The following is a 25,136-nucleotide window of genomic DNA, read 5'->3' on the forward strand; positions in this document are numbered from 1 at the left end:
CGTCGATCTCAGGCGGCTTGGGCCGCCGGCAGGACCTTCATGACCTTGAACAGCTCGCCCATCGCGTCGCGGCCGGCCAGGCGTTCGACCGCTTCCGAAATGGCTTGACGTGTCTTGGCATCGGCATCGGCACCCAACGTGCCGGCGCGCTCGAGCAGGCCCATGCCGAGCAGGAATTCGCCCTGGGTCGACAATTGCACATCGAGACCGTGAGCGCGCGCCATATCGGCAAGGGGCGTGAAATCGACATGGGCGGTGAGATCGGCTTCACCTGGGTTGGCCAGCACGTCTTCGCGCCGATGCCGGCGCAGCGCCTGGAAGGTGTCGCCGATCCCCGGCCGGAGGTGGCCGTAGTCGATGAACAGGCCGGCGCCGCCCTGGCCGGCGATGCGTTCGGCGATCACCGCCATCAGCGCCGAACGGGCGGGCGCGATTTCGGCGACGGCGCCTTGCGGCGCATCGGCCGTGGCGGCCGTTAGCAGTGCCGGATCGACAGACCCCGCGCCGGCGAAGAAACGCAGTTCATCGGCGCCATCGAGGCCGACCACGCGCTCTCGCCAGCTTTCGCCGACATGGACGAACTGCCGGATCGGCACCGCGTCGAACAGCTCGTTGCCGACGATGAAGAGCGGCTGCCGCGGCAGCGTGTCGATGGTCTGGTGCCAGGCTAGCTTTGCGTCTTGGTCGGCAAGTGTCTCTCTCTGGATTTCAGCCAGGCGCGGGCTGGTCTCGATGAGGGCAAACGAAGCCTTACCGGTGAGCGCCGGGTCGAGCCGCGACCAGGTGCGCAGCATGTCGTTCATCAGGGTGCCGCGGCCGGGACCGATCTCGGCGAAGGTCGCAGGCAACGGCCGGCCGGCACCTTGCCAGGCCTGGTAGAGCCAGACGGCGACGAGTTCGCCGAACATCTGGCTGATCTCTGGCGCGGTGATGAAGTCGCCGGCGGCGCCGAAGGGCTCGCGCGTCGTGTAGTAACCGGCGTCGGGATCGAACAGGCAGAGCGCCATATATTCGCTGACCGGGATCGGCCCCGCCGCGCCGATCAGGCCTATGATGCGCTCCTTCAGCCGGGTCATGCCGCCCGCTGCTCGGCCGCCGGCTTCGCCGTAGCCACGGCCCAGATACCGGCGAGCAGCATCGGCGTGGACAGGATCATGCCCATGGTCAGCCAGCCGGTGCCGAGCAGATAGCCGAGCTGCTGGTCGGGCTCGCGGAAGAACTCGACAAAGATGCGCGACAGGCCGTAGCCGCAGATGAAGGCGCCGCCGACGAAGCGCGGCGTCTTCAGCTTGAGCCGCGAGTTGGTGAGGAAGCGCAGCACCAGGAAAAGCACGAGCCCTTCGAGCAGCGCCTCGTAGAGCTGGCTGGGGTGGCGGGTGAACGGGCCGCCATTGGGGAATTCAATCGCCCAGGGCACGTCCGACGGCCGGCCCCAAAGCTCCGAATTGATGAAGTTGGCGATACGGACCAGGCCCAGCCCAACCGGCACGCCAGCCGACACCACATCGAACAATGTCCAGGTGGGAATGCGGCGCTTGAGCGAAAACAGCGTCATGGCGAGGATGACGCCAAGCAGGCCGCCATGGAACGACATGCCGCCCTGCCAGACCGCGAAGATGTCGAGCGGATGCGCGATATAGCGCGGCAGGTCGTAGAAGAGCACGTAGCCGGTGCGCCCGCCGAGCACGACGCCGATCGCCGCCCAGACAATGAAGTCGTCGAGGTCCTCGGGCTTCATCGGCAGATTGCCGTCGGGCCACAGGCGCGGGTTGGTGACCAGGCGCTTGGCGTACCACCAGGCAAAGAGTATGCCGACGATATAGCCGACGCCGTACCAATGCACCGCCAGCGGCCCGATATGGACGATGACCGGATCGATGTTGGGGAAGGGCAGGGAGGCCAGCGGCAGCAGGAAATATTCGCTCAAAACGGTTCCCCGGTGACGGTCACGATTGGGCGCGGACCATGCGGCAGGGTTTTGGCGCGGTCAAGGCAAGGTCGATGTCGCAGCCGACCGTCACGATACCGGAGGACTGATGGCGTGGGGCCAACTGACAACGTTCCTGCATTGTGCATAGTTCAATGCAGGCATTGCGCAATTCGCGAACGAAGGTCATCGCCCGGAATGGATTGTCGCTGGCGATGTGATCGCCGATAGCCTCAAGGTCACCCTCGGCCTGGTCGGCAAATACCAGTAGTTTCACCTACGCTTCTCGGCCATCGCCTTATATTTGCTCTCCAGGCGATCGAACACGTCCACGCCAGGTTTCACGCGTCCTGCGTCTGCGTCAGCGACGCCTCGCGCGAGGGCTGCATCGAGCGTGGCGAGTCGTTTCTCCCTTTCTTCAACGAGGCGGACACCCTCGCGCAACACCTCGCTTTTCGAATTGTAGCGACCGGTTTTGACGAGCCGGTTCACGACGTCTTCCAGGCGGTCACCGAGATCTGCACTGATTGCCATGACATGCTCCTAGGGGCTCTTGTCGACGTAATAATAGTTATTGAGCGCTGCGCTAACATGAACCGCTCGTCATCAGGCACGCTTGCATTCCGCGCCGCGCCCCACTACGTCAAAACGACAAAGCGAGGATCTGCCATGGCGACTGGACCGAACCGCATTCTCGATGAATTCGCAAAGATCATGACCGATGCCGCGGGTGCCGCGCAGGGCGTGCGGCGCGAAGTGGAGACGGCGTTCCGGGCCCAGGCCGAGCGCATGCTGAATTCCATGGATGTGGTGCAGCGCGAAGAGTTCGAGGCGGTGCGCGAGATGGCGGTCAAGGCGCGGGAAGACAACATTCAGCTGGCGACGCGTGTCGAGGCGCTCGAGGCCAGGCTCGCCGAATTGACCGGACAAGCCGCACCTGCGGGTGCGGCGAAGCCCCGCGCAAAAAAATAATCGTTAAACTTTTCCACATAGCGCGATCCGAAAAATCGCTTTGCCGTGAATCGCTTACCGGCATTGCATGAATCTTTGTCACAGCCACCTTTCCACATGCGGATGACGCAGTGCGAAAAATTGGGCTGTTCACGCGACTCCCGATCAATAGACTGAATTTGTTGCATGATTCGAAGCAGGGTCATGCGCCGGGCGGTGGGGTCCGGTTGGGTCTTTGTGTTGGAAAGTCCTGACCGTCCGAGTTCTAGACAAGATTGTTCGTCGTGTGTGCCCCGCGGAGCGTGTGGCGCTCCCCTGAACACAGGAAGCATTCATGGAACTCCTCGAACTCGAATTCTCCCGCGAAATCCACCCGGTGGATGTCATCGAGCAGGTGGCCCACAACAACGACTGGTCCTTCGAGCGCGCCGGCGACGACGAGATTTCGATTTCGGTGGCCGGCAGCTGGACAGACTATCACGTCTCCTTTTCCTGGATGGAGGATTTCGAGGCGCTGCATCTGGCCTGCGCCTTCGACATCAAGGTGCCGGAAACGCGCGCGCTGGAAGTGATGCGGCTGTTGTCGCTGATCAACGAGCAGATGCTGTTCGGGCATTTCGATCTGTGGGAGCAGGAAGGCGCGATCATGTTCAGGCAGTCGCTGCTGCTTGCCGGCGGGGTCGAGCCGTCGAGCCAGCAGGTCGAGGTGCTGCTGTCGTCGGCGCTCGAGGCCTGCGAATGCTATTTCCAGGCCTTCCAGTTCGTCGTCTGGTCGGGTACATCGGCCAAGGACGCGCTTTCCAGCGTGCTCTTCGAGACCCATGGTAACGCCTGAACCAAGCCAATTCCGCCAATGAGTTCCAGCAGCGAGCGCAAGCCCGAGATCAGCTTTGCCGATTTCGACCGTGTCGACATCCGTGCCGGCACGATCGTCGAGGCCGAGCCGTTTCCGGAGGCGCGCAAGCCGGCGATCAAGCTGAAGATCGATTTCGGCCCGGCGATCGGGGTGAAGAAGTCGTCGGCGCAGATCACCAAATACTACGCGCCGGAAACGCTGATCGGCCGCCAGGTCTTCGCGGTGGTCAACTTCCCGCCGCGCCAGATCGGCCCGTTCATGTCGGAAGTGCTGACGCTGGGCTTTCCCGACGAAGAGGGCGCCGTGGTGCTCGGCGCCATCGAGCGCAAAGTGCCGGACGGCGGGCGCCTATTCTAGGGCGAGCCTGGGGCGAACTGGAGCCGCTCTGTCCTGATCGGCGGGCTTGCTTGGCATGCCCAGCGCTTCGTCGACGGCGTCGAGGAACATTTCGGCGCAGGCCTGCCAGCTGTAGCGCATCGCGCGCTGGCGCGCTTCGGCGCGATCGACGTGAAGCGCCTTCATCGCCGCCTCGCCCAGGTCGTTCGACACGGCCCCGCCGACGCCATCGCCGACAATATCGATCGGTCCGGTCACCGGATAGGCGGCGACGGGCGTTCCGCTGGCCAGCGCCTCGATGATGACGTTGCCGAAGGTGTCGGTGCGGCTCGGAAAGACGAAGACATCGGCCGACGCGTAGATCTCGGCCAGCTCGTCGTTCGGGCGGTGGCCGAGGAAATGCGCGTTGGGATAGCGCGCCTTGAGCTTTGCCAGTTCCGGTCCTTCGCCGACGATAACCTTGCTGCCGGGCAGGTCGAGATCGAGGAAGGCGGTCAGGTTCTTTTCGATTGCGACACGGCCGACGCATAGGAAAACCGGACGGGGGAATCCGGTTTCCTTGCGCTTGTTGGGCCGGAAATGGTCGGTGTCGACGCCGCGCGTCCAGGGCCTCAGCTTGTTGAAGCCGCGTGCCGCGAGATCGTCCGCCAGCGATTGCGTGGCGACAAGCGTGCCCTGTCCGGAATTGTGGAAGTCGCGCAGCCAATTGTAAGCCCAGCTCTCCGGCACCGGCAGGCGGGCGCTGAGATATTCGGGAAAGCGCGTGTGGTAGCTGGTGGTGAAGGGGCGGCCCACTTTTCGGCAATGGCGGCGCGCCATGATGCCGAGCGGACCCTCGGTGACGATGTGGATGTGGTCGGCCTTGGCGGCCTTGATCACGCGCGCGACGCGGCTAGGCGTGGTCAGCGCCAAGCGGATGTCGGGATAGGTCGGCATCGGCAAGGTGCGAAACAGGTTCGGCGTCAGGAAATCGAGCTCGACGTCGAAGGGTTTCAGCGCCTCGGTGAGGCGTTCCAGCGTGTGCACCACGCCGTTGACCTGGGGCCGCCACGCGTCGGTGATCATCAGGATACGCATGGCGATCCCGATACGCATGGCGATCCTTTGCCGTAATAATTCCTGAGCGCGCCGGCGCGGTGCCGGAACGGCGACCAGGCAGCCGCTCGCGCCTCGCTCCAGCGCACCCGGGCAGGGGCCGGATCGAAGCGATGCGGCAGGGCCGAATCAACAGAGGTCGCGCGCTTCATGCGCGCTCTTGACCATGATTTCATGACGGGCGGATGAAGCCTGTCTCGGCTGGACTTACGCAGGCACCTTGATCACGGCGCGCAGGCCGCCGAGCGGGCTGTCCTCGAGGCCGACGTCGCCGCCGTGACTGCGGGCGATGTCGCGGGCGATCGACAGGCCAAGGCCGGTGCCGCTGGCATCGAGATTGCGCGCCTCGTCGAGCCGCAGGAAAGGCTTGAACACCTCTTCGCGCTTGTCGGGTGCGATGCCCGGTCCGTCGTCGTCGATGGTGACGGTAAGCGAGCCGCGGCCATGATTGGCGTGGACCTCGACGGTCTTGGCATAGCGGAAAGCATTGCCGATGACGTTCGACAGCAAACGGGCAAAGGCGTTTGGCCGCACATGCACGGTCGGATCGCCGACCAGCGTCGTCGCGAGCTTGCAGCCGCGCAATTGCGCTTCCTCGCCGAGCTTCTGGAAATAGGTCTCAAGGTCGAAGCGGCCTGTATCCTCCGCGGACTCGCCGCGGGCAAAAGAGAGATAGCCTTCCAGCATAGACTGCATGTCGTCGATGTCCTGGTTCAGCGCGGCCTTGGTCTCGGACTTGCCGCCGGCCAGCGCCAGCTGCAGCTTGAAGCGGGTGAGGATGGTCCTGAGGTCGTGGCTGACGCCCGTCAGCATCGCGGTGCGCTGCTCGATCTGGCGCTCGATGCGCTCTCGCATCTGGATGAAAGCGAAGCCGGCGCGACGGACTTCCTCGGCGCCGCGCGGGCGGAAATCGCGCGGCATCGGCCGACCTTTGCCGAAACTCTCGGCGGCCTCAGCGAGCGTCAGGATCGGCCTGATCTGATTGCGCAGGAAGGGGATGGCGATCATCAACAGCACCAGCGAGGTGCCGACCATCCAGATCAGGAAGATATGGGTGTTCGAGGCATAAGCCTGGCTGCGCCTCACGAAGACGCGCAGCACCTTGCCTTCAAGCTGGACGCGAACCTCGACAACGTTGGAGTTGCCGACGGTGTCGATCCAGAACGGACGGTTGATCTGCTTCGTGATCTCCGACGACAAGGCCTCGTCGAGGATCGAGAAGAACGGTTTGGGACCGGGGGGCGGCAGCGGGTCCGGCGGCAGCAGATCCACCTTCAACTGCATGCGGTCCTGGGCGATGCGGATGATGTTGGCGTAGTCAGCGTCGTGCGGATAGGTCTCCATCATGTCGATGACGGCCGCTATGTCCGAGATGGTCGCCTGCGACAGGCGCTGCGTGACAGTCTGCCAATGGCGCTCCATGAAGACGAAGGCGACCACCGACTGCAGCAGGATCATCGGCGCGATCACGATGATCAGCGAGCGGGCATAAAGCCGTTTCGGCATGTAGAGCGCGACCAGGCGCCAGAACCGGTTCCAGGCACGCGGCATCGCCCTCAGCGTCCGCAATGCGAGATCGCCGGGACCGCTTCCTTTCGGCTCGTCCAGTTGCGTGGTCGCCATTCGCCCTTCCGCTCGTCGATGGCCGTTCAGCAAAGGGCCTTCGACGGTAACCTATTCGACGCTGAGCCGATACCCAATACCGCGCACCGTCTGCAGCCACACCGGATTGGACGGATCGCGCTCTATCTTGCGGCGCAGCCGGTTGATCTGCACGTCGATGGTGCGCTCGCCGACATCCGATTCATCGCCCACCAGCTCATGGCGCGGTATGGTCTCGCCCGCCCGCGCGGCGAAGATCGCGAGGATCTCCTGCTCGCGGTCGGTCAGCTTAAGCGCCTCGCCGCCGCGCTTCAATTCACGCTTGGCGATCTGGAATGTGTAGGGCCCGAACACCAGTTGCTCCACCTTCGGCGTCGCCGCCGGGCCGCCACGGCGCAGGATGTTGTTGATGCGCAGGATCAGCTCGCGCGGATCGAACGGTTTCGGCAGGTAATCATCGGCGCCGGCTTCCAGTCCGGTGATGCGGCTGTCGGTCTCGGACAGCGCCGTCAGCATCAGGATCGGCACGTTCTTCTCGGCCCGCAGCGCCTTGGTGAGGTCGACGCCGGTCTCGCCCGGCATCATCACATCGAGCACCAGAAGGTCGAAGTCGAGGCCGGCGAGCTTGCGCCTGGCCTCGCCGGAATTGCCGGCCACGGTGACGCGAAAACCGTTCTCGGACAGATACTGCTTGAGCAGGTTGCGGATACGCGTGTCGTCGTCGACGACCAGAAGATGCGGCGCGTCATCGTCGGGCGCTGACGGATGATCGACCTTCTCAATGGTCTCCATGGTTCTTCCCCGATGTTTGCGCAGGCACAATGTCGATCTGCGCTCTTAGTTCCGGATTGACCATCGCTTCCAGGAAACGCTCGATCGTGGCGCGTTCGGTGGTTCCGGAATCCTCCAATGCCGCACGGATGCGGCGCGACTGTGGCCGCGCCAGCGCCAGGGCCAGGGCGCGACCCTTGGCGGTCGGGTAAAGCTCGCGCTGCCGGCGGTCGCGCGGACCCTGCACCTGGACGATGTGATCGGTGTCGATCAACTGCTTCAAAACCCGCGCCAGGCTCTGCTTGGTGATCTTCAGCACATCGAGCAGCTCGGCGACGGTGAGGCCGGGCCTGCGATTGACGAAATGCAGCACGCGATGATGGGCGCGGCCGAAGCCGTAATCGGCGAGGATCTGGTCCGGGTCGGAGGTGAAATCGCGATAGGCGAAGAAAAACAGCTCGATGATGGCGAAGTCGATGCCGTCCTCATCGGCGATGGCCGTCCTGATCGGTTTTCCGGCTGCGGGGCTCGTCATCGTTTCTCCATGCGAGGCGGGAATTACGTCAGTACTATTGACGTAATTTCCGGGCAATGATAATTTTTGACAAGCTTTTCGGCGGATTGCGAACAAAAAGGCAAGAGGAAGCCGTTTTTCCGGAACTTCCTGAGTTTGCCACGGATTGAATATCCGCCTACGCTTTCAAGCATTGGCCAGCGTTTCGGATCCTGTGCGGGGCCGGTTCGAAAGGTCATAAACACAACGATTTGCGGGCGCCTGCCCGCGGGAGGTTTCCATGGCATCCGTTCCCTTCGATCAATTGGAAGGCTTCATCTGGATGAACGGCGAGTTCGTCAAATGGGCCGACGCCAAGATCCATGTGCTGACCCATGGCCTGCACTATGCCAGTGCCGTCTTCGAGGGCGAGCGCGCCTATGGCGGCCAGATCTTCAAGCTGACCGAGCACAATGAGCGCCTGCATGAATCGGCGCGCCTGCTAGGCTTCAAGATTCCCTATCCGGTCGCCGAGATCGACGAGGCCTGTCGCACGCTGTTGAAGAAGCAGGGTTTCCAGGACGCCTATGTGCGTCCGATCGCCTGGCGCGGCAGCGAGCAGATGGGCGTTTCGGCGCAGAACAACCGCATCAACTGCGCCATCGCCATCTGGCAGTGGCCGAGCTATTTCGATCCCGCGCAGAAGCTCAAGGGCATTCGGCTCGACGTCGCCGAATGGCGCCGGCCCGATCCGCGCACCGCGCCGTCCAAGTCGAAGGCCGCCGGCCTGTACATGATCTGCACGCTGTCCAAGCACGCCGCCGAGGCCAAGGGCTACGCCGACGCCATGATGCTCGATTGGCGCGGCCAGGTGGCGGAAGCCACGGGCGCCAACATCTTCTTCGTCAAGGACGGCAAGATCCATACGCCGACGCCCGACTGCTTCCTCGACGGCATAACCCGCCGAACGGTGATCGGCCTGGCGAAGGACCGCGGTTTCGAGGTGATCGAGCGCGCCATCATGCCGGAGGAGCTCGAAGATTTCGAGCAGTGCTTCCTCACCGGCACCGCCGCCGAGGTCACGCCGGTTTCCGAGATCGGTCCATACCGATTCGAGGTCGGCGAGATCGCCAAGACATTGATGAATGACTATTCCGCCGCGGTGCAGCCAAAGCATGCAATCGCTGCAGAATAGAGATAGTCACAGCTTTTTTGTGCAATAGGGGCGGTTTTCGAGCCGCCCCTTTTATTTAAGCGCGCGCGCATTTGACTTTCGAACAATTCGGCGTCTCATGATGGCGTCGGCCCGAGGAGGCTGGCGGCTATGGAGGGACTAGTTACATGGACAGCAACACGATTATTCAGATCGTTGTACAGGTAATTGCCGGCGTTATCGGTGGCCAGGCGGTTGGCGCGGCGTTCAAGCAGGCGGCGATGGGCCAACTTGCCAAAATCCTCAGCGGTGCGATCGGCGGCGTCGGCGGCGCGGCCATTCTCGGCAGCCTTCTCGGCGGCGGCGGCGTTGACGCGGCAGCGGCGGCGAGCGGCATCGGCAGCGCGCTCGACCTGAAGAACCTCCTCGGCGGCGTTGGCGGTGGCGCGATCCTGACCGGCATCGTCGGCGCGGTCATGAATGCGATGAAGAAATAGCTCCGGTCTTTCGGACTTTGCCATGGGCGGCCTCGGCCGCCCATTCCTTTTTTGACCAAGCCGGCGGCCTCGGCCGCCCATTACTTTGGAAACATGGCCAGCGGCCTCGGCCGCGCATTTCCTCCCGAAGTTCGAACAGTGGTGGACGAGGTTCGCCGGGCTGTCTACATCAGGGCGACACTTCGAAGGAAGGGAAAGGAATGCCATGGGTCAGCTCAATGCCGGTATCGTGCCGGTCACGCCCTTCCAGCAGAACTGCACCATTCTCTTCGACATGGACGACAGGACGGGCGTCGTGGTCGATCCCGGCGGCGATGTCGACCAGATACTGTCGGCGCTGAAGGACAATGCCATCACCGCCGGCGCAATTTGGATCACGCACGGTCATATCGACCATGCCGGCGGCGCGATGGACCTGAAGGACGCGCTGGGCATCGACATTATCGGCCCACATGAGGCCGACAAGCCGCTGCTTGCCAATCTCGAGAACCAGGCCAAACGTTTCGGCCTCACCGATCCGGTGCGCAATTGCGTGCCGGACCGTTTTCTCACCGAAGGCGAAACGGTGTCGTTCGGCAACCATGTGTTCGAAGTGCTGCATTGCCCGGGACATGCGCCGGGCCATGTCGTCTACTACAACCGGGCGGCCAAATTCGCGCATGTCGGCGACGTGCTGTTCCGCGGCTCGATCGGGCGCACCGATCTGCCCGGCGGCGACCATGCCGCGCTGATCGCCTCGATCAAGGACAAGCTTCTGCCGCTAGGCGACGACATAGGTTTCATCTGCGGCCATGGCCCGGGTAGCCGCCTTGGCGACGAGCGGCGGACCAATCCGTTTCTGACCTGACCTTCAAAAGAAAAGCGCCGCGGGGAGCGGCGCTTTTCTTGGGCAGGGAACCCAGGCGATGTTCGATCGGTCAGTTGGCGACGCAGAAATGCTGGGCGCCGTCACTGCCGGTGAAAGTGCCGGTCCGCGAATTGAAGCTGCGGTAGCGGTCCGAGCAATACTCGTACCAGCCGCGGGTCCACGGCTCGGCGTAGCGGTCGGCATAGACGACGCGCGGCTGCTGAACATAGTAGCGGCGCACCGGCCGGTAGACATAATAATCGTCACCATAGGCCGGTTCGTAATAGCGCGGCCCGGGGTTGCTGAGCGCGCTGCCGATCAGGGCACCTGCCGCGAGGCCGACAACGCCGGCGGCGAGGGCGTCACCGCCATGATGACGATGATGGTGCCAGCGCCAGTCGTCCGCATTGGCCGCCGAGAAGGTGGCCAAGGTGGTCGCGGCAATGCCAACACTGAGGATGGCGGTCCTGAGAAAACGGTTCATTTTCGGTCTCCTTCGCGCCGGCCCGCGCGTTTTTCGGAGGATACGGACCGGCTTTAGCAAAGGTTAATAGAAGACCGTGGCTGAACGGAGGCTGAACGGAAATCGGCGTAAACGATTTTTCGAGGCCTGGGGATTTTTCGAGCCTCGGCGGTTTGCGAGGCTTGGCGATTTTCGAAGCCGGCGACCTTTCCGGACCTGGGCACAATCCGTTCCGGGGCGGGAGCGGTCCCGCCTGAAAAGCTTCCGTCGGATCCGTCGCGAGCCGGCTTAGCCGACCGACAGATTGACGGCCTTCGGACCCTTGCCGCGCTTGTCCGGCTCGGTGTCGAATGTCACTTTCTGCCCATCCTCAAGACCGGGAAGGCCCGACGCCTGCACAGCCGAGATGTGGACGAAGACATCCTTCGCGCCATCATCGGGCGTGATGAAGCCGAAGCCCTTGGCATGGTTGAAGAATTTGACGGTGCCGGTCTGCGGCATGGGAAACTCCTTTGATCCCATCAAGTCAAGTCTCGGGCCGGCAAACTGCCCGAGAGGAAATTTGTCCTTTATTTTAGCGCTATCGGCAAGAGAAAGTTTTCGCCTGCCGATCCAAGCATTTGCGCGCAAAAAAGGCGCAACCTTTTCGGTCGCGCCTTCGCAAATTCAAGCCTGTCCTGAAGCCGGTTCATGATCCTGCCGCACCATTGCATCCGCAACGATAGGCTGTTTCGGCGGATCAGGCGGCGCGCAGGTTGACCGCCTTCGGGCCCTTGCCCATGCGGTCCGGCTCGACGTCGAAGGTGACCTTCTGGCCGTCGACCAGCGTGCGCAGGCCAGAGGCCTCGATCGCGGAAATGTGGACGAACACGTCCTTGGCGCCACCATCCGGCGTGATAAAGCCGAAGCCTTTGGTGGCATTGAAGAACTTTACAGTACCGGTCTGGGCCATTGGGGAAAACTCCTTCACCCGTGTCAGTCTTGGTGGTTTGCCCGCTGCCTCGCGCCTTGGGCAAATCCCGGTGGTTGCTTCGGCGGTCATGCATTCGCGCATGGTCAAACCCCCCGCCGAAAAACGGGGTTGTCAGAGATTCACACTTATCGGGGAAAGGTCGTCCAAAACGTTCCGCTCTCCGGGTCGCAAATGCCCGAACATGATTTTTATTACACGGAAACGTGATGGTTGCAAGACGACGCTCGCGGGCGGCCAGCGGCGCGTCCAACGCTGGGCCTCGATAGACCCGGCCCTATCACCGGTCATCGGCCAGAGGCGGGCCAAGCATGGGCCAGAATGTAGGTGGCGACCGTTCCGTGGCTCCACAAACGATGGTTGCGTTTAACGCGCAGGATGCGAGGATACCGCGAGCCGGCATCACGCGTCGGGATGGAGGAGGGGTATATGCGGCTTCTTGCGGTGTCATGGCAGGGCGTTGTCGTTTTCACGCTGTCGGCGCTGCTGGCAGCCTGCACCGTCGTCGTCGACGATGGGCCGCGCCCGCTGCCGTCCCGGCCGCATCCGCAGCTCTGCACCATGCAGTACCAACCGGTCTGCGCTCGGCGCGGCGGCGACCGGCAGACCTTTGCCAATGCCTGCCTGGCTGAAAGGGAAGGCTACCGCATCGTGCGGGACGGTCCTTGCCGCGAGGGCGGCGGTGGTGGTGGCGAACAAGCCTTCTGCACGCGCGAATACGCGCCGGTCTGCGCCAGGCGCCATGGGCAGATGCGCACCTTCCCGAACGCCTGCGAGGCGCGCGCGGCGGACTATCGCATCATCGGCGACGGGCCGTGCTGAGCAGACCGCGGTCTCCATTCGCAAGATAGACACCGCGAGGCGCGCTGACGTTTGTCTTGAATCTCTTGCCCGCATGGCTTAGGTCCGGCGGACCAACAAATACGGCAGGTTTCCCATTAACAAAGATCGCAGAAGAGCGGCAAACGCAGGTGGCAGGCCAGGTGGCTCGGCGAGCCCGCTCGATCCTTATGTGCAAAAGGCGCTGCAACTGCACCAGGCCGGCCGGCGCCAGGAGGCCGAGGGCCTCTACCGGCAGGTATTGGGGCAGCAGCCGAACCATGCCGCCGCGCTGCATTTCCTCGGGCTGCTGCTGCACCAGACCGGCAGGAGCGAGGAAGGGCTCGATCTCATCGAGCAGTCCGTGACGCTGCAGCCCCAGAATGCCGACTTCCTCAACAATATGGGCACGGTCATGCGCGATCTCGGGCGCGTCGCCGCCGCGATCGATTTCTTCCGCGGCGCGGTGGATATCCGGCCGGACCAACTGGCCGCGCGCGACAATCTCGGCTCGTCGCTGAAGCAGCTCGGACAGCTCGACGCGGCTGAGGAGATCTATCGCGGCACCATCGGCCGCAACCCGTTCCACGTCCGCGCGCGCATCGGCCTTGCCGAGACGATGCAGGAGGCCGGGCGGCTGGATGAGGCGATCAAGCTGTTTAGCGAGGCGCTGTCGATCCGGCCGAAGGACGCCGAGTTGCTCTACGGGCTTGGCGTCGCGATGATGGAGAAGGGCAAGCTCGGCGAGGCGGCCGATTTCGCCCGCCAGGCGTTGGCGATCGCCCCGAACATATCGAAAGCCTGGCTGCTGCTCTCGCAGGTCAAGCGCCAGACCGAGCGCGACAAGGAGCTTTCCGGCATGGAGGCCGAGCACGCCAAGGCGCCGCAAGGCAGCCTCGCGCGCATGCAGCTCTCCTTCGGCCTGGGCAAGGTCAATGACGACCTCAAGGATTACGGTCGCGCCTTCGACTATTTCGCCGAGGGCAATGCCATCCGCCGCAAGGCGATCGACTACGATCCCGCGCGCACGCGCGGCGAATTCGAGGCGATGAAGGCGGCCTTCGACACAGCCTTCTTCGAGAAGCGCAGGCCAAGCGGCATTTCCGACGACACGCCGATTTTCGTCGTCGGCATGCCGCGCTCCGGCACCACGCTGGTCGAGCAGATCATCGCCAGCCACCCGACGGTCTTTGGCGCGGGCGAGTTGAACATCCTGAAGACGGCCGTCGGCAAGCAGTTTCCGATGAGCATGCCGGGCGGCTTCCCCGCCGGTATCGCCGATATGCCCGACAAGGCCTTCGCCGAGGCGGGCCAGGCCTATCTCGACATGCTGCATACCCGCTATCCGGGCTACCGCCATGTCACCGACAAGATGCCGGGCAACTTCCTGCTGGTCGGCTTCCTGCACATGATGCTGCCGAAGGCCAAGATCGTCCATTGCGCGCGCGATGCGGCGGCCACGTGCCTGTCGATCTTCAAAGTGCATTTCCGCGGCGACAGCCACCGCTACGGCTACGACCTCGGCGAGCTCGCCGATTTCCATAACCTCTACACCGACATCATGGCGCATTGGCACAAGGTGCTGCCAGGCGTCGTGCATGATGTGCGCTATGAGGATTTCGTCGCCGACCAGGAAGGGCAGTCGCGGGCGCTGATGGCGTATCTCGGCCTGCCCTGGGACGACAAGGTGTTGTCCTTCCACGAGACGGACCGGCCGGTGCGCACCGCTTCCGCCGCGCAGGTGCGCAAGCCGATGTATCAGGGCTCGGTCGATCTGTGGAAGCGTTATGGGGAGCGGCTGAAGCCGCTGCTTGATCGGCTGAACTAGCACACGCGTCAGCGATTGGCCGAAGCGCCCGAACTTCGTCATCCTCGGGCGGAGCGGGAGCGAAGCGGACGCGTAGACCCGAGGATCCATTCCGTGACCTCGCGCGAAGGTTAAAGGCGGCGCAGAACAGAGGTCGTTTTGCATCGCTGCAAAGCTCATAGGTAACGGAATGGATCCTCGGGTCTGCGCCGCGTCGCTTCGCTCCTTGCTCCGCCCGTGGATGACGACCTGACGAGCGTCTCGGCCAATCGCAACGGATTGCGATCAGCCGACACTGGCGTTCCGTCGCTCCTCAAAGCTGGATGAATGGCTGGAAGCCGCCGAAGATCATGCGCTTGCCGTCGAACGGCATGGCGGACCAGTCCATCTTGAGACGCTCATCGGCCATCACCTTGGCCATGACCGCGTCGCGGCTCTGCCTGGACTCGTAGACGACCCAGGAGAAGATGACGACCTCGTCGTCCTTCGCCTGCACGGCGCGCGGGAACGAGGTCAGCTCGCCATAGGGCACGTCGTCGCCGACGCATTCGACATAGGCGAGCGCGCCGTGCTCCATCCAGACGGCGCCGGCGTTCTCGGCCATCTTCTTGTACGCATCGAGATTTGCCTTCGGAACGGCAAGCACGAAACCATCGACATAGGACATGCTGAACTCCTCTTTGTGGCGTCTCTTCCCCCGTGGGAGAAGGTGGATCGGCGCGCAGCGCCGAGACGGATGAGGGGTGTTCCAGCTTGGCGGTAACTAGCCCTCACCCCGATTGCCCCGATTTGCGAAGGGCAAATTGGGGCAATCCGACCTCTCCCACAGGGAGAGGTGGGCGGGCTCACTTCACCGGGGCATTCATCGCCCAGGCGACGCCGAAGGGGTCTTTCACCTGGCCCCAGCGGTCGCCCCAGAACATCACCTGCAGCGGGGTGACGATCTCGCAGCCGGCATCCACCGCGCGCTGCCACCAGGCATCGATGTCGTCGCTGCCGAGATGCAGCTGCAGCGTATAGCCTTGTGCCGCCTGGTGCGGATAGCCGTGTTCGGGATAGGCATCGCCCAGCATCAGCGTCGAGCCGTTGACGTAGAGATGGATGTGCATGGTGCGGCCCTTGTCGTCAGGCGGATAGGCGAACACTTCCTCGGCGCCGAAAGCCTTCTTGTAGAACTCGGCGGCTTTGATAGCGCCGTCGACCTGCAGGTAGGGCGTCAATCCGCCAAGGACCTTGGCGCGGGGCGGGGTTTGGTCATTCATTCTCGTGTTCCTCTTCACGGGTTGATCCGGTTTTGCGACCCCAGGACGGATGAAGCGGCGGCGATCCTACATGGCCCGAGAATTATTTTTAGAGTAGCTAGCCCAAACAGCTCGGGCGGCAAGCGCGGCTGCAAAACGATCGCATCGAAAGCGACTTATATGACCTTCGCCGAGAAGGTGGCGGCGCGGCGGCTTTCCCGCGTTTCGAAAATCTCCGGAAAGCCTATGTCCTTGCGCAGCTCGGCCGGCAGCGACAGCAGGATGCGCTCGCTGCGATGACGGGCGCGCGCCTGGGTATAGCGGTTGGCAAGGCGGCCGATGGATGACAGTACCGACATGATGTCTCTCCCTGGTTGATGCCGGCATCATCGTGTCGGCATCCCAAGGACGAGGCGGCAATCGGCGATCCGACAGGGCGCCCTCGATTTTTTTTCAGAGCACCGACGCGGCCAGCGCGGTGTCGTAATATTGCACCATCTCGATGATCTCGCCGTCGCGGACCGTCCAGAAATTGGCGGTACGCATGATGAGCTCCTCGCCGGTGGCGCGGCGCGTCATGTGGATCTCGACTTGCGCGGCGACCTTGTCGCCGCCGTCGATGAGCTCGACGGGGACAAAATGCCGGTACTCGAAGTCGTCATCGAGCGCCAGGAGCCTGGCGAGGAATTCCTGCTTGCCGTGCGCGGTGCCGGCATGACGCGATTGCCGGGGATCGGCAATCCAGCGGAACACGACATCTTCAGCGCACCGAGACAAGGCGCCTTCGATGTCGCGGTCCGCGTAGGCCTGATAAAGATTGCTGACGATTTCCACTGCACGCATGGCCCATTCCCTCCATGGCTAAGCAGTTCAGCATGCGCTTTTTTTAGCAGGTGGAAAAGTATCGCCGAGCCGGCAGCAACGCCTGTCGGGCCGGCAGCGCCGGCCCAACAGAGGTATCGTCTCAGCTCGGCATCTCGGCGACCGAGCGGAAGAACGCTTCCGGGTCGTCGACCTCGGTCAGCCGCCGCTTGTCGATCAGCCAGAAGCGATTGCCGACGGCGCGGATGAAGGAGCGATCATGCGAGGCAAGCAGGCAGCTCGCCTGATGCTTCAACAATTCGTCCTCCAGGCGGCGACGGTGGAGCGCCTGCCTTCTCCCACAGGGGGAGAAGGGAAAAGGCGCTACTGCCCCGGCCGTCCGGTCTTGCCCGGCCGGCGTTTTTGACGCCGCTCGTCGCCAGGGTCCTCGTAGGAGCCGATGCCGGCTCTCTGGCGGACGATCGGCTTATCGTCGCGTTCCTTCGCGCCCGTCCTGCCGGACATCTCCCCCGCCGGAGGAGGCGTTGGCTGCGGCTTCGCCGGCTTCTTGCCCTCGACCGGTTTCTCCGTGCGGCGCACGGTCATCTCGTCGAGCGAGTTCTTCCTGAACAGGGGCTTTGTCGGCTCGCCCGGAATGCCGAAATCGGAACCGTGCGCTTCGTGCGCGCTCTGCTTCTTGAACAGCGAGCGCGACACCGCGCCGGCGGGGGTCGTCATGTCGGTGCCGGGCCCCATGTCGTCGATCGACGGCTTGGCGAAGAGCGGCTTCTTCACCGGCACGGCACCGTCGGCGCCCATCTCGTCCAGATGCGGCTTGCGGAAGAGGTTGGGCCGGGTAGCCTTTGCCGCCTCCTCGGCGGCGCGTGCCTCATCGAGCTTGCGGAAGCGCTCCTGTTCCTCGACCGTGCGATGCTTGGCCACGCCCTTGTTGTGCTTGCCCTTTTCGCGGCCTGAGGCAGGACTTTGGCCTTCCACCTCGCGCGCCAGCGGGTCGTCGGAGATGGCAAGCTCCATCTCGCGCAGCCGCTTGATCTCGTCGCGGACGCGCGCCGCCTTCTCGAAATCGAGATTGGCGGCGGCGTCGCGCATCTGCTTGTCCAGCGCCTCGAGGTGCGTCTTCAGATTGTTGCCGATCATCGCCCCGGCGTCGTCGGTGAACTGCGAGATGTCGGCGCGGACATGGTCCTTCTCGTAGACCGAGTCGAGGATGTCGGCGATGCGCGACTTGACTGATTCCGGCGTGATGCCGTTGGCGGCGTTCCACTCCATCTGCTTCTCGCGGCGGCGGTTGGTCTCGGCCATCGCCCGTTCCATCGAGCCGGTGATCTGGTCGGCGTAGAGGATGACCTTACCATCGACGTTGCGGGCAGCGCGGCCGATGGTCTGGATCAGCGAGGTTTCCGAACGCAGGAACCCTTCCTTGTCGGCATCGAGAATGGCGACGAAGCCGCATTCGGGAATGTCGAGGCCTTCGCGCAACAGGTTGATGCCGACCAGCACGTCGAAGGCGCCGAGGCGCAAATCGCGCAGGATCTCGATGCGCTCCAGCGTGTCGATGTCGGAATGCATGTAGCGGACGCGAATGCCGTTCTCGTGCAAATATTCGGTGAGGTCCTCGGCCATGCGCTTGGTCAGCACGGTGACCAGCGTGCGGTAGCCGGCCCGGGTCGTGTCGCGGATCTCGCCGACAACGTCGTCGACCTGGCTCTTGGCCGGACGCACCTCGACCGGCGGATCGATCAGGCCGGTCGGACGGATGACCTGCTCGGCGAAGACGCCGCCGGACTGCTCCATTTCCCAACCGCCCGGCGTCGCCGAGACCGCCACCGACAGCGGGCGCATGGCGTCCCATTCCTCGAAGCGAAGCGGCCGGTTGTCCATGCAGGAGGGCAGGCGGAAACCATACTCGGCCAGCGTCGCCTTGCGGCGGAAGTCGCCGCGATACATGCCGCCGATCTGCGGCACTGTGACGTGGCTTTCGTCGATGAAGATCAGCGCGTTGTCGGGCACATATTCGAACAAGGTGGGCGGCGGGTCGCCGGGCTGGCGTCCGGTGAGGTAACGCGAATAGTTCTCGATGCCGGCGCAGGAGCCGGTCGCCTCCAGCATCTCCAGATCGAAGCGCGTACGCTGTTCCAGCCGCTGCGCTTCCAGCAGACGGCCAGCCTTTTCAAGCTCTTGCAGGCGATGCTTGAGCTCCTCCTTGATCGACTTGATAGCTTGGTTCAAGGTCGGGCGCGGCGTCACGTAGTGCGAGTTGGCGTAGATCTTGACGCTCTTCAGCTCGCCGGTCTTCTGGCCCGTGAGCGGATCGAACTCGGTGATCTGTTCGATCTCGTCGCCGAACATCGAGATGCGCCAGGCGCGGTCTTCCAGGTGGGCGGGAAAGATCTCGATGGTGTCGCCGCGCACGCGAAACGAGCCGCGCACGAAGTTGATGTCCTGGCGCTTGTATTGCTGGGCGACGAGGTCGGCGAGAAGCGAGCGCTGGTCGAGCCGGTCGCCGACCTGCATCTGGAACGTCATCGCCGTGTAGGTCTCGACCGAGCCGATACCATAGATGCAGGACACGGAGGCGACGATGATGACATCGTCGCGCTCGAGCAGCGAGCGGGTCGCCGAGTGGCGCATGCGGTCGATCTGCTCGTTGATCGAGGATTCCTTCTCGATATAGGTGTCCGTGCGCGGGACGTAGGCTTCCGGCTGGTAATAGTCGTAGTAGGAGACGAAATACTCGACCGCGTTCTCGGGGAAGAATTTCTTGAACTCGGCATAGAGCTGCGCGGCAAGCGTCTTGTTCGGCGCCAGGATCAAAGCAGGGCGCTGTGTCTCCTCGATCACCTTGGCCATGGTGAAGGTCTTGCCCGAGCCGGTAACGCCGAGCAGCACCTGGGTGCGGTCGTTCCGCTCGACGCCTTCGACGAGGTCCTTGATGGCTGTCGGCTGATCTCCGGCGGGCTCGAAATCCGAGACCATCTTGATGGCGATGCCGCCCTCAGACTTTTCCGGGCGGGCCGGACGGTGCGGCGTCCACAGCTGGCCGTCCTTGTGCAGCGGATTGCCGGATTCGATCAGCGCCGACAGCGCCGCGACCGTCGCGGTGACGCCGCCGGACGAAACCGACTCGGCATCCTCCAGGCTGATGTCGAGGCCGGCCACAGGGTTGAGGCCAGCGGCCGCGCGCTCCTTCGCCGAGGCAGCGCCGCCCATCGAGGTGCCGCGCGCGGTGCGGCCGGGCGCCGACGAGCGCTCGGGTATCTTCTTCGGCGCTTTTGCCTTCGGCTGCTTTTCAGCTTCACGCTCGATCTGCCCGGCCCAATCGGAGATCGAGCCGGTCAGCGGCGCTCCGGAAAAGTCGGCCTGCGGCGCTTCCGCGAAGCCGCCGGGCTCCAGCGGCTCGGCGGCATCGAGGAATTCGGTCAGCGGGCTGCGCCGCTTCGGCGCGCCGTCTTGCGAAGGCGTCTTCTTGTCAGGATGTCTGGCCATGGCCCGAATATGGGAGGACTCGGCCGAAATGGAAAGAGCGGAGTGAAAGGGCTCCGGCCGAGCGCGGACGCTGCTGACAGAAGGCTGTCAGGAAAGGGGTCATGATCCGATTGGGCTGGGAGCGTCTGCGATTGCGGCAAGCGCCGCGGCGACGGCGGCGGCGCGGCGGCCCTTCGGCCCGTCAACCGGCCAGACCAGGCGGCGCTTGATGGTCAATGCCGGAACCTCGCGGGCAATCTCGACGAGCTGGCCGGAGCGGAAATGCTCCCTAAGCACCAGTTCGCTGGCAAGCAGCGCGCCCATGCCGGAAAGCGCGGCCTGCGCGGCCAGCACGGTCAAGGGGAATCGCGGTCCGTGATCGATGTTCTTACGCTGGCGGCCGGCGGCGGCGAACCAGTTTGCCCATGTGGGATAGACGTCGTCGCCCATCGTCTGGTCGATGTGGAGGAGGGGCAGGCGGTCGAGCACTTCGGCGCTGTCTTGATCTGTGCGGTTGCGGATTAGCGCCGGGGCACAGGCCGGAACCACCCTTTCGGTGAAAAGATCGGCCGATGCGAGATCTCTTGCCGTGCTGTTGCGGTAACTGATGGCGAGGTCGATGCCTTCCTCCAGCATCGAATCCAACGCGATCGATACGACGATGCGCACGTCCAGCCTGCCGAGAGCCGCGCGGACATTGCCAAGGAGCGGCGCCAGCCAAAGCGAGGCGAAGGACGGGTCGGCGGCGATGGTGAAGGTATCGGCGCGGCGCTCGAACCGCAGCCGCCGCAATCCGGAGGCCAGCGCGTCGAAGCCGCGATCGATGTCGGGCAGCGCCGCCTCGGCGATGCGCGTGAGCGCGATGCCGTTGCCCTCGCGCCTGACCAGCTTGACGCCAAGCCGGTCCTCCAGCTGCCGCAACTGATGGCCGACGGCGCCCGGCGTGACGCCGAGTTCGTCGGCGGCCCGCGTCAGACTGCCGGTTCGCGCGGCGGCGGCCAGCGCACGCAGGGCCGACAGCGGGAGGTCGCGAAGAAGCATCATGGATTGAGAATACCTCAAAACTTGCGAAAACAAACTCGTTTGCAGGAAAAGCCGCGATCGCCCTACCGTTGTTGAAGACAACTCAATCCAGGAAAGCCGTCGCCATGCTTGATATGCAAACGCAGTCCGTCCCCGCCGGCCAGGCACTCGCAACGCGCTCCTTGCGATCGATGCGCAACGAAGGACCGAACATCGCCATGGAATTCGACGACGGCAGCGTCGGTCGGCTGTCGACGCGCTGGCTGCGGCTTGCCTGCGAATGCGGGATATGCGGCGACACCGCTTCCGGAAAGCGCTGGCTGACGCCTGCCGATGTTCCGGCCGATACCCGCGCGACCTCGATCGAGATCTCGACGGATGGGAAGATGGACGTGGTCTGGCAGGACGGCCATGTCTCGCGCTTCGCGGCGGACTTTCTGGCGGCCCATGCCGGACGCGGCGGCGACTTCGGCGCTCCACGCTTTCAGCCGGAACTGTGGAATAGCGATCTCGGGGCGCGGCTTGGCCGCTTCGCCTTCGACGCCGTGGTGGAGGACGACGCGGCGCTTTTCCAGTCGCTGCGCGCCTTGCGCGACCATGGCATCGCCATGCTGACCGGCGTCCCGGCCGAGCCTGAGGCGACGCTGCGCGTCGCCGGCCGCTACGGGCCCGTGCGCGAGACTAGTTACGGCAAGGTTTTCGATCTCATCTCACGACCGGACGCCCGGGTGGCCGGGGAAACGGCGCGCGCGCAAATTCCGCACACGGACGAGCCGTTCCGCTATTCACCGCCGGGTTTCATCTTCTTCCACGCCATCAGGACCGGCGCCGGCAGCGGCGGCACATCGCTGATGGTCGACGGTTTTCAAATTGCCGAACGGATGCGGCGCGATACGCCGGATCTGTTCGCCCTACTCGCGCGGCATGGCGTGACATTCCATCGCGAGCATGCCGGCGAAGTGTTCTTCAGCGCCGAGGCGCATGTCATCAGCCTCGACGCGAGCGGCGCCGTCACCGGCATACGCTTCAACGATCGCTGCCTGGCGCCGCAGACGGGCGCTGTCGATGAGATCGACGGGCTGATCGAGGCGCTTGCCGGGCTGACGCGGCTGGTCTGCGATCCGGCGAACCAGTTCCGGCACCAGCTGCAGCCCGGCGAGGTGCTGGTCTTCGACAATCAGCGGGTCTTGCACGGACGCACCGAATTCGATCCGACGCTGGCCGTCCGCCACCTCAGAAGCTGCAACCTGGACCGCGACGGCGTCCACAGCGCCTTCCGCACCCTGGCGCGGCGCTTCGCGCCGGAAGAGGCGGAAGCGGTGCTTTATCAGGGCGCAATTTTCTGACGATAGCCAGGGGGACGGCGTCGACCTCGAAGGTTCGGTTCCTCGCCCAGAGAGGTGTCCGCGAAGCGGACGGAGAGGGGGGTTTCGTAAGGCGGAAGCCCTTCTCTTCAAAGCGCTTTCGCCGCCCGGACCGCGCCCCCCTCTCCGTCTCGGCTTCGCCGAGCCACCTCTCCCCCATTTCATGGGGGGCGAGGAACCTAAGACCGCGGGCCTCAGTTGAACCACAGCGCAAACGTCAAGAAACCGGCGCCGCCGAACTGGCGCTGGATCTGGTCGAAATCGTCGCTGGTGAGGATCTTGCCGCTTTCGAGATAGGGCGCGATGCCGGGACCGGTGATCGACAGGACCAGGTCAAAAGGTTTCGGCTCGTCGAAGAAGCGCTTCATGTTGATGCCCTTCCCGGCAATGCGGAAATGCGGCAGCAGCGCGCGGCCTTCGAGAAGATCCTCGGCTATCGTCAGCGTGGCGAGCCAGGCCTGCACCTGTTCCTCGCCGACCTCGAGGCCGGTCAGCGGGTTGACGCCTTGCTGTTGGGGTCCCGGCAGCCATTCGCGGTCGTTGTCGGTCTCGGCCAGGATCGATTTCCAGTCCTCGCGCGACAGTCGGATCATCTCCAGCAGGTGGCGGCGCGCGGCCTGCCGGCGTTCCGGCTCGACCACCGGCCAGTTGACGAGATGCACCAGCGAGATGAAGTCGGCGAAGCGCCATTCCGAGGCGAAAATGTTGCCGCTCATACCGCCGTCCAGCGGCACGAGCGTATCCTGCAATGGCAGTTTCGCGCGCGGGAACAGCATGTGGAACGAGCCGTCAAAGGCATTGCGGAAATCATGCGCCAGCCAGAAATCGGCCTGCGCCATGAGGAACTCGGCATAGCCTTGCAGCCAAAAACCGTCGGCGCGGTCGAAGCGGAAGACGAGCGAAGGCGCGGCATCGCTCGGTTCGACGCTGCCGCGTGAGAGCGACGCCATGATGGCGGCGATGCTTTCGTCGGGCGCGAGCTTGCCATCCTCGTTGAGATCGATGCCGACATAGGTGAGATCGACCATCATGCCGATATCGGCATCTTTTGGCACGGAGCCGAGCGTGGCGGCGGATTTCTCCAGCCGGTCACGGAAGGCAATCAGGATGGCGCGGAATTCTTCGTAGGTCAGCGGCTGCGGGTTGGGATTGTCCGGCACGGGCAACCGCATCAGCGGCAGCATGAAGGATTTCGGGCTCTCGAAACCGTGGCGATGCAGGCCGCCGGCGAGGAGTTCGAGCGCGGTGAAGAATTCGCCGGCGCCGGCAGCATAGGCCGAGGCCGGGTCCTTGGCCCCTGCCGCCTCCAACGTCGACAGCGCCGTGTTCCGGTCGCTCACGCTCTTGGCCTCGAACATGGACTTGGCCGCGTCCGGCATCTCGGCCCAGGCGACAGACGCCGGCAGGAATGCAAACAAGGCTGCTGCAAGGATCGTTCTACGCATCGGCATCGCCCTCCACTGCTCCACGTCGTGAGCATACACGGATTTCGGTCAGTCCGAGATGCCCGCCGCGGGATCGCCAGCAACCCGCTTCAACCTATCCATCAGACAGTCTACACAGGGCGAAACTGGATGGGCCTGTGTCGAACTATCCGCTTGCCTATAAACTGTCATGGCTGCCGCGCCTGCTGAGACCGTCGCTTGCCGGTGACAGAAGCGGCTTCGCGGCGCCGGCGGCGACGTTGCTCGATCGGCAGTCCATGCGGACAGTGCGGCTGGCGTTTATTGGCGACATTTCGGCCGTCGCCAATCGCGATGCGCCGGAATGCGATCCGGCGATCACGACGCTGCTTTCATCCGCCGACCTCGTGATCGGCAATTGCGAAAGTCCGATCGTCGAACGCGCACGCGCGGTCATGGGCACGCGGCTCGGCACGCATCATGCGATGAGCGAGCATTTCCTGGCCGATGCGCTCGCAGCCGCCGGCATCGCGCGCGACAGGCTCGTTCTGTCCCTGGCCAACAACCACGTGCTCGATCAGGGCATCGCCGGTTTCGACGAAACGCTCGCGGCGCTGAACCGGCTCGGGGTCCGGACCATCGGCACGGTTGCCGGCGGGCCCGTCCAGCGTCATGCGGCCGGACCGCTGACGATCGGCTTTGCGGCTTTCACGCTCTGGCGCAACACGGATGCCGCGCCGTTCGAAGAACGCATCTCGATGCATGCCGCCGAATGGCCGCGCGACGCTGCATCCGGCATCGATCTCATCTGCGCCGTGCCGCACTGGGACTGGGAGTTCCGGCATTTTCCACGACCCCCGACGCGGGTGCTGGCGAGCCGGCTGGCGGATCACGGCGTCCGGCTGATCGCGGGGCATCACGCGCATGTCGTGCAGCCCATCGAGCGCATCGGCGACAGCGTGATCGCCTACGGCCTTGGCGATTTCCTCGGCACTGCGCTCGCCAGACTGCCATGGCCGGCACGCATCGGCTCGATATTCGTCGTCGATGTCAGCGTCGATCCGGCCACGCGGGGTAGGATCGCTGGCTACCTGATGCATTTCTTCGTGCGGCTGCGGGCAGGCAACCATGAGCGGCTGCTGCCGATCGAAGTTCTGGATGGAGTGCTCAAGCAGCGGGTCGCGGCCCGACTGGTGGCGATTTTTCCCATGGCGGGAGGTGGGCGATAGAT

At 64.0% G+C, this 25,136-nt stretch carries 28 protein-coding genes and 1 pseudogene; 10 read left to right on the forward strand and 19 right to left on the reverse strand.

Translation table 11 applies throughout. The features are described 5' to 3' along the window. Nucleotides 1-8: 8 nt before the first annotated feature. The 4 genes from LB552_RS09690 to LB552_RS09705 are packed head-to-tail and all read right to left on the reverse strand — an operon-like array spanning nt 9 to nt 2,461. Nucleotides 9-1,076 (reverse strand): class I SAM-dependent methyltransferase, encoded by a 1,068-nt coding sequence (locus LB552_RS09690; RefSeq protein WP_224604478.1) that lies wholly within the window; start codon nt 1,074-1,076, stop codon nt 9-11. Continuing rightward, a complete protein-coding gene (lgt, locus tag LB552_RS09695; RefSeq protein WP_224604479.1) occupies nt 1,073-1,927 on the reverse strand; it encodes a prolipoprotein diacylglyceryl transferase in 855 nt (284 codons plus the stop codon). Before lgt ends, LB552_RS09690 begins: the two co-directional genes overlap by 4 nt. Nucleotides 1,928-1,946: 19 nt before the next feature. Then, nucleotides 1,947-2,204 (reverse strand): type II toxin-antitoxin system RelE/ParE family toxin, encoded by a 258-nt coding sequence (locus LB552_RS09700; protein WP_224604481.1) that lies wholly within the window; start codon nt 2,202-2,204, stop codon nt 1,947-1,949. Then, on the reverse strand, nt 2,201-2,461 hold the full coding sequence (locus LB552_RS09705; protein WP_224604483.1) for a type II toxin-antitoxin system ParD family antitoxin: 261 nt from the start codon (nt 2,459-2,461) through the stop codon (nt 2,201-2,203). Before LB552_RS09705 ends, LB552_RS09700 begins: the two co-directional genes overlap by 4 nt. 135 nt (nt 2,462-2,596) lie before the next feature. On the opposite strand from LB552_RS09705, the gene LB552_RS09710 reads away from it, so the two are divergent. The 3 genes from LB552_RS09710 (at nt 2,597) to LB552_RS09720 (ending at nt 4,091) form a co-directional block, all read left to right on the forward strand. Next, entirely contained in the window at nt 2,597-2,899 is a 303-nt protein-coding gene (locus LB552_RS09710) for an accessory factor UbiK family protein (protein WP_040990372.1), read from the forward strand. A 313-nt stretch (nt 2,900-3,212) separates the two neighbouring features. Then, nucleotides 3,213-3,713 carry a YbjN domain-containing protein gene (locus LB552_RS09715; RefSeq protein WP_040989643.1) on the forward strand — a complete coding sequence of 167 codons (501 nt, stop codon included), beginning with the start codon at nt 3,213-3,215 and terminating at the stop codon, nt 3,711-3,713. 18 nt (nt 3,714-3,731) lie between these two features. Next, nucleotides 3,732-4,091 carry a tRNA-binding protein gene (locus tag LB552_RS09720; RefSeq protein WP_127251739.1) on the forward strand — a complete coding sequence of 120 codons (360 nt, stop codon included), beginning with the start codon at nt 3,732-3,734 and terminating at the stop codon, nt 4,089-4,091. Here LB552_RS09720 and LB552_RS09725 read toward each other — a convergent pair. From LB552_RS09725 to LB552_RS09740, 4 genes are all read right to left on the reverse strand, one after another. Further along, nucleotides 4,083-5,147, reverse strand: coding sequence for a glycosyltransferase family 4 protein (locus LB552_RS09725; protein WP_224604730.1), 1,065 nt, complete (start codon nt 5,145-5,147; stop codon nt 4,083-4,085). The genes LB552_RS09720 and LB552_RS09725 overlap by 9 nt on opposite strands. Before the next feature lie 225 nt (nt 5,148-5,372). After that, nucleotides 5,373-6,788, reverse strand: a complete 1,416-nt coding sequence (locus LB552_RS09730; RefSeq protein ID WP_224604485.1) for an ATP-binding protein — start codon at nt 6,786-6,788, stop codon at nt 5,373-5,375. Between the two features lie 51 nt (nt 6,789-6,839). Beyond that, entirely contained in the window at nt 6,840-7,559 is a 720-nt protein-coding gene (locus tag LB552_RS09735; protein WP_095766537.1) for a response regulator, read from the reverse strand. After that, complete coding sequence (locus tag LB552_RS09740) at nt 7,546-8,073, reverse strand: MarR family winged helix-turn-helix transcriptional regulator (protein ID WP_140647554.1); 528 nt, start codon at nt 8,071-8,073, stop codon at nt 7,546-7,548. The genes LB552_RS09735 and LB552_RS09740 overlap by 14 nt, the downstream gene beginning before the upstream one ends. A gap of 259 nt (nt 8,074-8,332) precedes the next feature. Here LB552_RS09740 and LB552_RS09745 point away from each other — a divergent pair, with 259 nt between their 5' ends. The 3 genes from LB552_RS09745 to LB552_RS09755 all read left to right on the forward strand — a co-directional run bounded on the left by LB552_RS09745 (nt 8,333) and on the right by LB552_RS09755 (nt 10,528). Further along, nucleotides 8,333-9,226 (forward strand): branched-chain amino acid aminotransferase, encoded by an 894-nt coding sequence (locus LB552_RS09745; RefSeq protein ID WP_224604487.1) that lies wholly within the window; start codon nt 8,333-8,335, stop codon nt 9,224-9,226. A gap of 146 nt (nt 9,227-9,372) precedes the next feature. After that, entirely contained in the window at nt 9,373-9,681 is a 309-nt protein-coding gene (locus tag LB552_RS09750) for a hypothetical protein (RefSeq protein WP_224604490.1), read from the forward strand. A 205-nt stretch (nt 9,682-9,886) separates the two neighbouring features. Beyond that, complete coding sequence (locus LB552_RS09755) at nt 9,887-10,528, forward strand: MBL fold metallo-hydrolase (RefSeq protein ID WP_224604493.1); 642 nt, start codon at nt 9,887-9,889, stop codon at nt 10,526-10,528. A 70-nt stretch (nt 10,529-10,598) separates the two neighbouring features. Here the strand turns inward: LB552_RS09755 and LB552_RS09760 are convergent, their stop codons facing one another. The 3 genes from LB552_RS09760 to LB552_RS09770 all read right to left on the reverse strand — a co-directional run bounded on the left by LB552_RS09760 (nt 10,599) and on the right by LB552_RS09770 (nt 11,943). Then, nucleotides 10,599-11,012, reverse strand: a complete 414-nt coding sequence (locus LB552_RS09760; protein ID WP_095766542.1) for a BA14K family protein — start codon at nt 11,010-11,012, stop codon at nt 10,599-10,601. Nucleotides 11,013-11,279: 267 nt separating this feature from the next. Beyond that, nucleotides 11,280-11,492, reverse strand: a complete 213-nt coding sequence (locus tag LB552_RS09765) for a cold-shock protein (protein ID WP_008877668.1) — start codon at nt 11,490-11,492, stop codon at nt 11,280-11,282. 238 nt (nt 11,493-11,730) lie between these two features. Beyond that, nucleotides 11,731-11,943: a cold-shock protein gene (locus tag LB552_RS09770; RefSeq protein ID WP_006202520.1), complete on the reverse strand. Its 213-nt coding sequence runs from the start codon at nt 11,941-11,943 to the stop codon at nt 11,731-11,733. A 447-nt stretch (nt 11,944-12,390) separates the two neighbouring features. Here LB552_RS09770 and LB552_RS09775 point away from each other — a divergent pair, with 447 nt between their 5' ends. Together LB552_RS09775 and LB552_RS09780 are read left to right on the forward strand one after the other, a co-directional pair. Beyond that, complete coding sequence (locus LB552_RS09775) at nt 12,391-12,783, forward strand: Kazal-type serine protease inhibitor domain-containing protein (RefSeq protein WP_224604496.1); 393 nt, start codon at nt 12,391-12,393, stop codon at nt 12,781-12,783. A gap of 190 nt (nt 12,784-12,973) precedes the next feature. Beyond that, the gene (locus LB552_RS09780) at nt 12,974-14,608 is read left to right on the forward strand and encodes a tetratricopeptide repeat-containing sulfotransferase family protein (RefSeq protein WP_224604498.1); all 1,635 of its coding nucleotides are present in this window, start codon (nt 12,974-12,976) and stop codon (nt 14,606-14,608) included. Nucleotides 14,609-14,900: 292 nt separating this feature from the next. Here LB552_RS09780 and LB552_RS09785 read toward each other — a convergent pair whose 3' ends face one another. The 7 genes and pseudogenes from LB552_RS09785 to LB552_RS09815 form a co-directional block, all read right to left on the reverse strand. Further along, entirely contained in the window at nt 14,901-15,254 is a 354-nt protein-coding gene (locus tag LB552_RS09785; protein WP_095766545.1) for a DUF1428 domain-containing protein, read from the reverse strand. A gap of 178 nt (nt 15,255-15,432) precedes the next feature. Next, on the reverse strand, nt 15,433-15,849 hold the full coding sequence (locus LB552_RS09790) for a VOC family protein (protein WP_224604501.1): 417 nt from the start codon (nt 15,847-15,849) through the stop codon (nt 15,433-15,435). A gap of 155 nt (nt 15,850-16,004) precedes the next feature. Continuing rightward, a complete protein-coding gene (locus LB552_RS09795; protein WP_224604502.1) occupies nt 16,005-16,187 on the reverse strand; it encodes a hypothetical protein in 183 nt (60 codons plus the stop codon). A 94-nt stretch (nt 16,188-16,281) separates the two neighbouring features. Continuing rightward, nucleotides 16,282-16,671, reverse strand: a complete 390-nt coding sequence (locus tag LB552_RS09800) for a nuclear transport factor 2 family protein (RefSeq protein WP_224604504.1) — start codon at nt 16,669-16,671, stop codon at nt 16,282-16,284. 121 nt (nt 16,672-16,792) lie between these two features. Further along, nucleotides 16,793-16,960 (reverse strand): annotated as a pseudogene (locus LB552_RS09805) (ABC transporter ATP-binding protein); the annotation flags it as partial. 53 nt (nt 16,961-17,013) lie between these two features. Next, nucleotides 17,014-20,136: an excinuclease ABC subunit UvrB gene (uvrB, locus tag LB552_RS09810; protein ID WP_318012026.1), complete on the reverse strand. Its 3,123-nt coding sequence runs from the start codon at nt 20,134-20,136 to the stop codon at nt 17,014-17,016. Between the two features lie 99 nt (nt 20,137-20,235). Next, entirely contained in the window at nt 20,236-21,159 is a 924-nt protein-coding gene (locus LB552_RS09815; RefSeq protein ID WP_224604506.1) for a LysR substrate-binding domain-containing protein, read from the reverse strand. A gap of 104 nt (nt 21,160-21,263) precedes the next feature. Here LB552_RS09815 and LB552_RS09820 point away from each other — a divergent pair, with 104 nt between their 5' ends. Further along, nucleotides 21,264-22,484 (forward strand): clavaminate synthase family protein, encoded by a 1,221-nt coding sequence (locus LB552_RS09820; protein ID WP_224604509.1) that lies wholly within the window; start codon nt 21,264-21,266, stop codon nt 22,482-22,484. Nucleotides 22,485-22,696: 212 nt separating this feature from the next. Here LB552_RS09820 and LB552_RS09825 read toward each other — a convergent pair whose 3' ends face one another. Then, a complete protein-coding gene (locus LB552_RS09825; protein WP_224604512.1) occupies nt 22,697-23,947 on the reverse strand; it encodes a hypothetical protein in 1,251 nt (416 codons plus the stop codon). Nucleotides 23,948-24,084: 137 nt separating this feature from the next. On the opposite strand from LB552_RS09825, the gene LB552_RS09830 reads away from it, so the two are divergent. Further along, nucleotides 24,085-25,134, forward strand: coding sequence for a CapA family protein (locus LB552_RS09830; protein WP_224604514.1), 1,050 nt, complete (start codon nt 24,085-24,087; stop codon nt 25,132-25,134). The last annotated feature ends 2 nt before the right edge of the window (nt 25,135-25,136 follow it).

The sequence above is a fragment of the Mesorhizobium sp. CA7 genome, assembly GCF_020165015.1.
In the GTDB taxonomy this organism is placed as follows: domain Bacteria; phylum Pseudomonadota; class Alphaproteobacteria; order Rhizobiales; family Rhizobiaceae; genus Mesorhizobium.

Bases quoted from the DNA above. Each gene is read 5' to 3' on its own strand.
- LB552_RS09690 (WP_224604478.1), bottom strand. From the start codon at position 1,076: ATGACCCGGCTGAAGGAGCGCATCATAGGCCTGATCGGCGCGGCGGGG.
- LB552_RS09705 (WP_224604483.1), bottom strand. From the start codon at position 2,461: ATGGCAATCAGTGCAGATCTCGGTGACCGCCTGGAAGACGTCGTGAAC.
- LB552_RS09710 (WP_040990372.1), top strand. From the start codon at position 2,597: ATGGCGACTGGACCGAACCGCATTCTCGATGAATTCGCAAAGATCATG.
- LB552_RS09715 (WP_040989643.1), top strand. From the start codon at position 3,213: ATGGAACTCCTCGAACTCGAATTCTCCCGCGAAATCCACCCGGTGGAT.
- LB552_RS09720 (WP_127251739.1), top strand. From the start codon at position 3,732: ATGAGTTCCAGCAGCGAGCGCAAGCCCGAGATCAGCTTTGCCGATTTC.
- LB552_RS09725 (WP_224604730.1), bottom strand. From the start codon at position 5,147: ATGCGTATCCTGATGATCACCGACGCGTGGCGGCCCCAGGTCAACGGC.
- LB552_RS09730 (WP_224604485.1), bottom strand. From the start codon at position 6,788: ATGGCGACCACGCAACTGGACGAGCCGAAAGGAAGCGGTCCCGGCGAT.
- LB552_RS09735 (WP_095766537.1), bottom strand. From the start codon at position 7,559: ATGGAGACCATTGAGAAGGTCGATCATCCGTCAGCGCCCGACGATGAC.
- LB552_RS09740 (WP_140647554.1), bottom strand. From the start codon at position 8,073: ATGACGAGCCCCGCAGCCGGAAAACCGATCAGGACGGCCATCGCCGAT.
- LB552_RS09745 (WP_224604487.1), top strand. From the start codon at position 8,333: ATGGCATCCGTTCCCTTCGATCAATTGGAAGGCTTCATCTGGATGAAC.
- LB552_RS09750 (WP_224604490.1), top strand. From the start codon at position 9,373: ATGGACAGCAACACGATTATTCAGATCGTTGTACAGGTAATTGCCGGC.
- LB552_RS09755 (WP_224604493.1), top strand. From the start codon at position 9,887: ATGGGTCAGCTCAATGCCGGTATCGTGCCGGTCACGCCCTTCCAGCAG.
- LB552_RS09760 (WP_095766542.1), bottom strand. From the start codon at position 11,012: ATGAACCGTTTTCTCAGGACCGCCATCCTCAGTGTTGGCATTGCCGCG.
- LB552_RS09765 (WP_008877668.1), bottom strand. From the start codon at position 11,492: ATGCCGCAGACCGGCACCGTCAAATTCTTCAACCATGCCAAGGGCTTC.
- LB552_RS09770 (WP_006202520.1), bottom strand. From the start codon at position 11,943: ATGGCCCAGACCGGTACTGTAAAGTTCTTCAATGCCACCAAAGGCTTC.
- LB552_RS09775 (WP_224604496.1), top strand. From the start codon at position 12,391: ATGCGGCTTCTTGCGGTGTCATGGCAGGGCGTTGTCGTTTTCACGCTG.
- LB552_RS09785 (WP_095766545.1), bottom strand. From the start codon at position 15,254: ATGTCCTATGTCGATGGTTTCGTGCTTGCCGTTCCGAAGGCAAATCTC.
- LB552_RS09790 (WP_224604501.1), bottom strand. From the start codon at position 15,849: ATGAATGACCAAACCCCGCCCCGCGCCAAGGTCCTTGGCGGATTGACG.
- LB552_RS09795 (WP_224604502.1), bottom strand. From the start codon at position 16,187: ATGTCGGTACTGTCATCCATCGGCCGCCTTGCCAACCGCTATACCCAG.
- LB552_RS09800 (WP_224604504.1), bottom strand. From the start codon at position 16,671: ATGCGTGCAGTGGAAATCGTCAGCAATCTTTATCAGGCCTACGCGGAC.
- uvrB (WP_318012026.1), bottom strand. From the start codon at position 20,136: ATGGCCAGACATCCTGACAAGAAGACGCCTTCGCAAGACGGCGCGCCG.
- LB552_RS09815 (WP_224604506.1), bottom strand. From the start codon at position 21,159: ATGATGCTTCTTCGCGACCTCCCGCTGTCGGCCCTGCGTGCGCTGGCC.
- LB552_RS09820 (WP_224604509.1), top strand. From the start codon at position 21,264: ATGCTTGATATGCAAACGCAGTCCGTCCCCGCCGGCCAGGCACTCGCA.
- LB552_RS09825 (WP_224604512.1), bottom strand. From the start codon at position 23,947: ATGCGTAGAACGATCCTTGCAGCAGCCTTGTTTGCATTCCTGCCGGCG.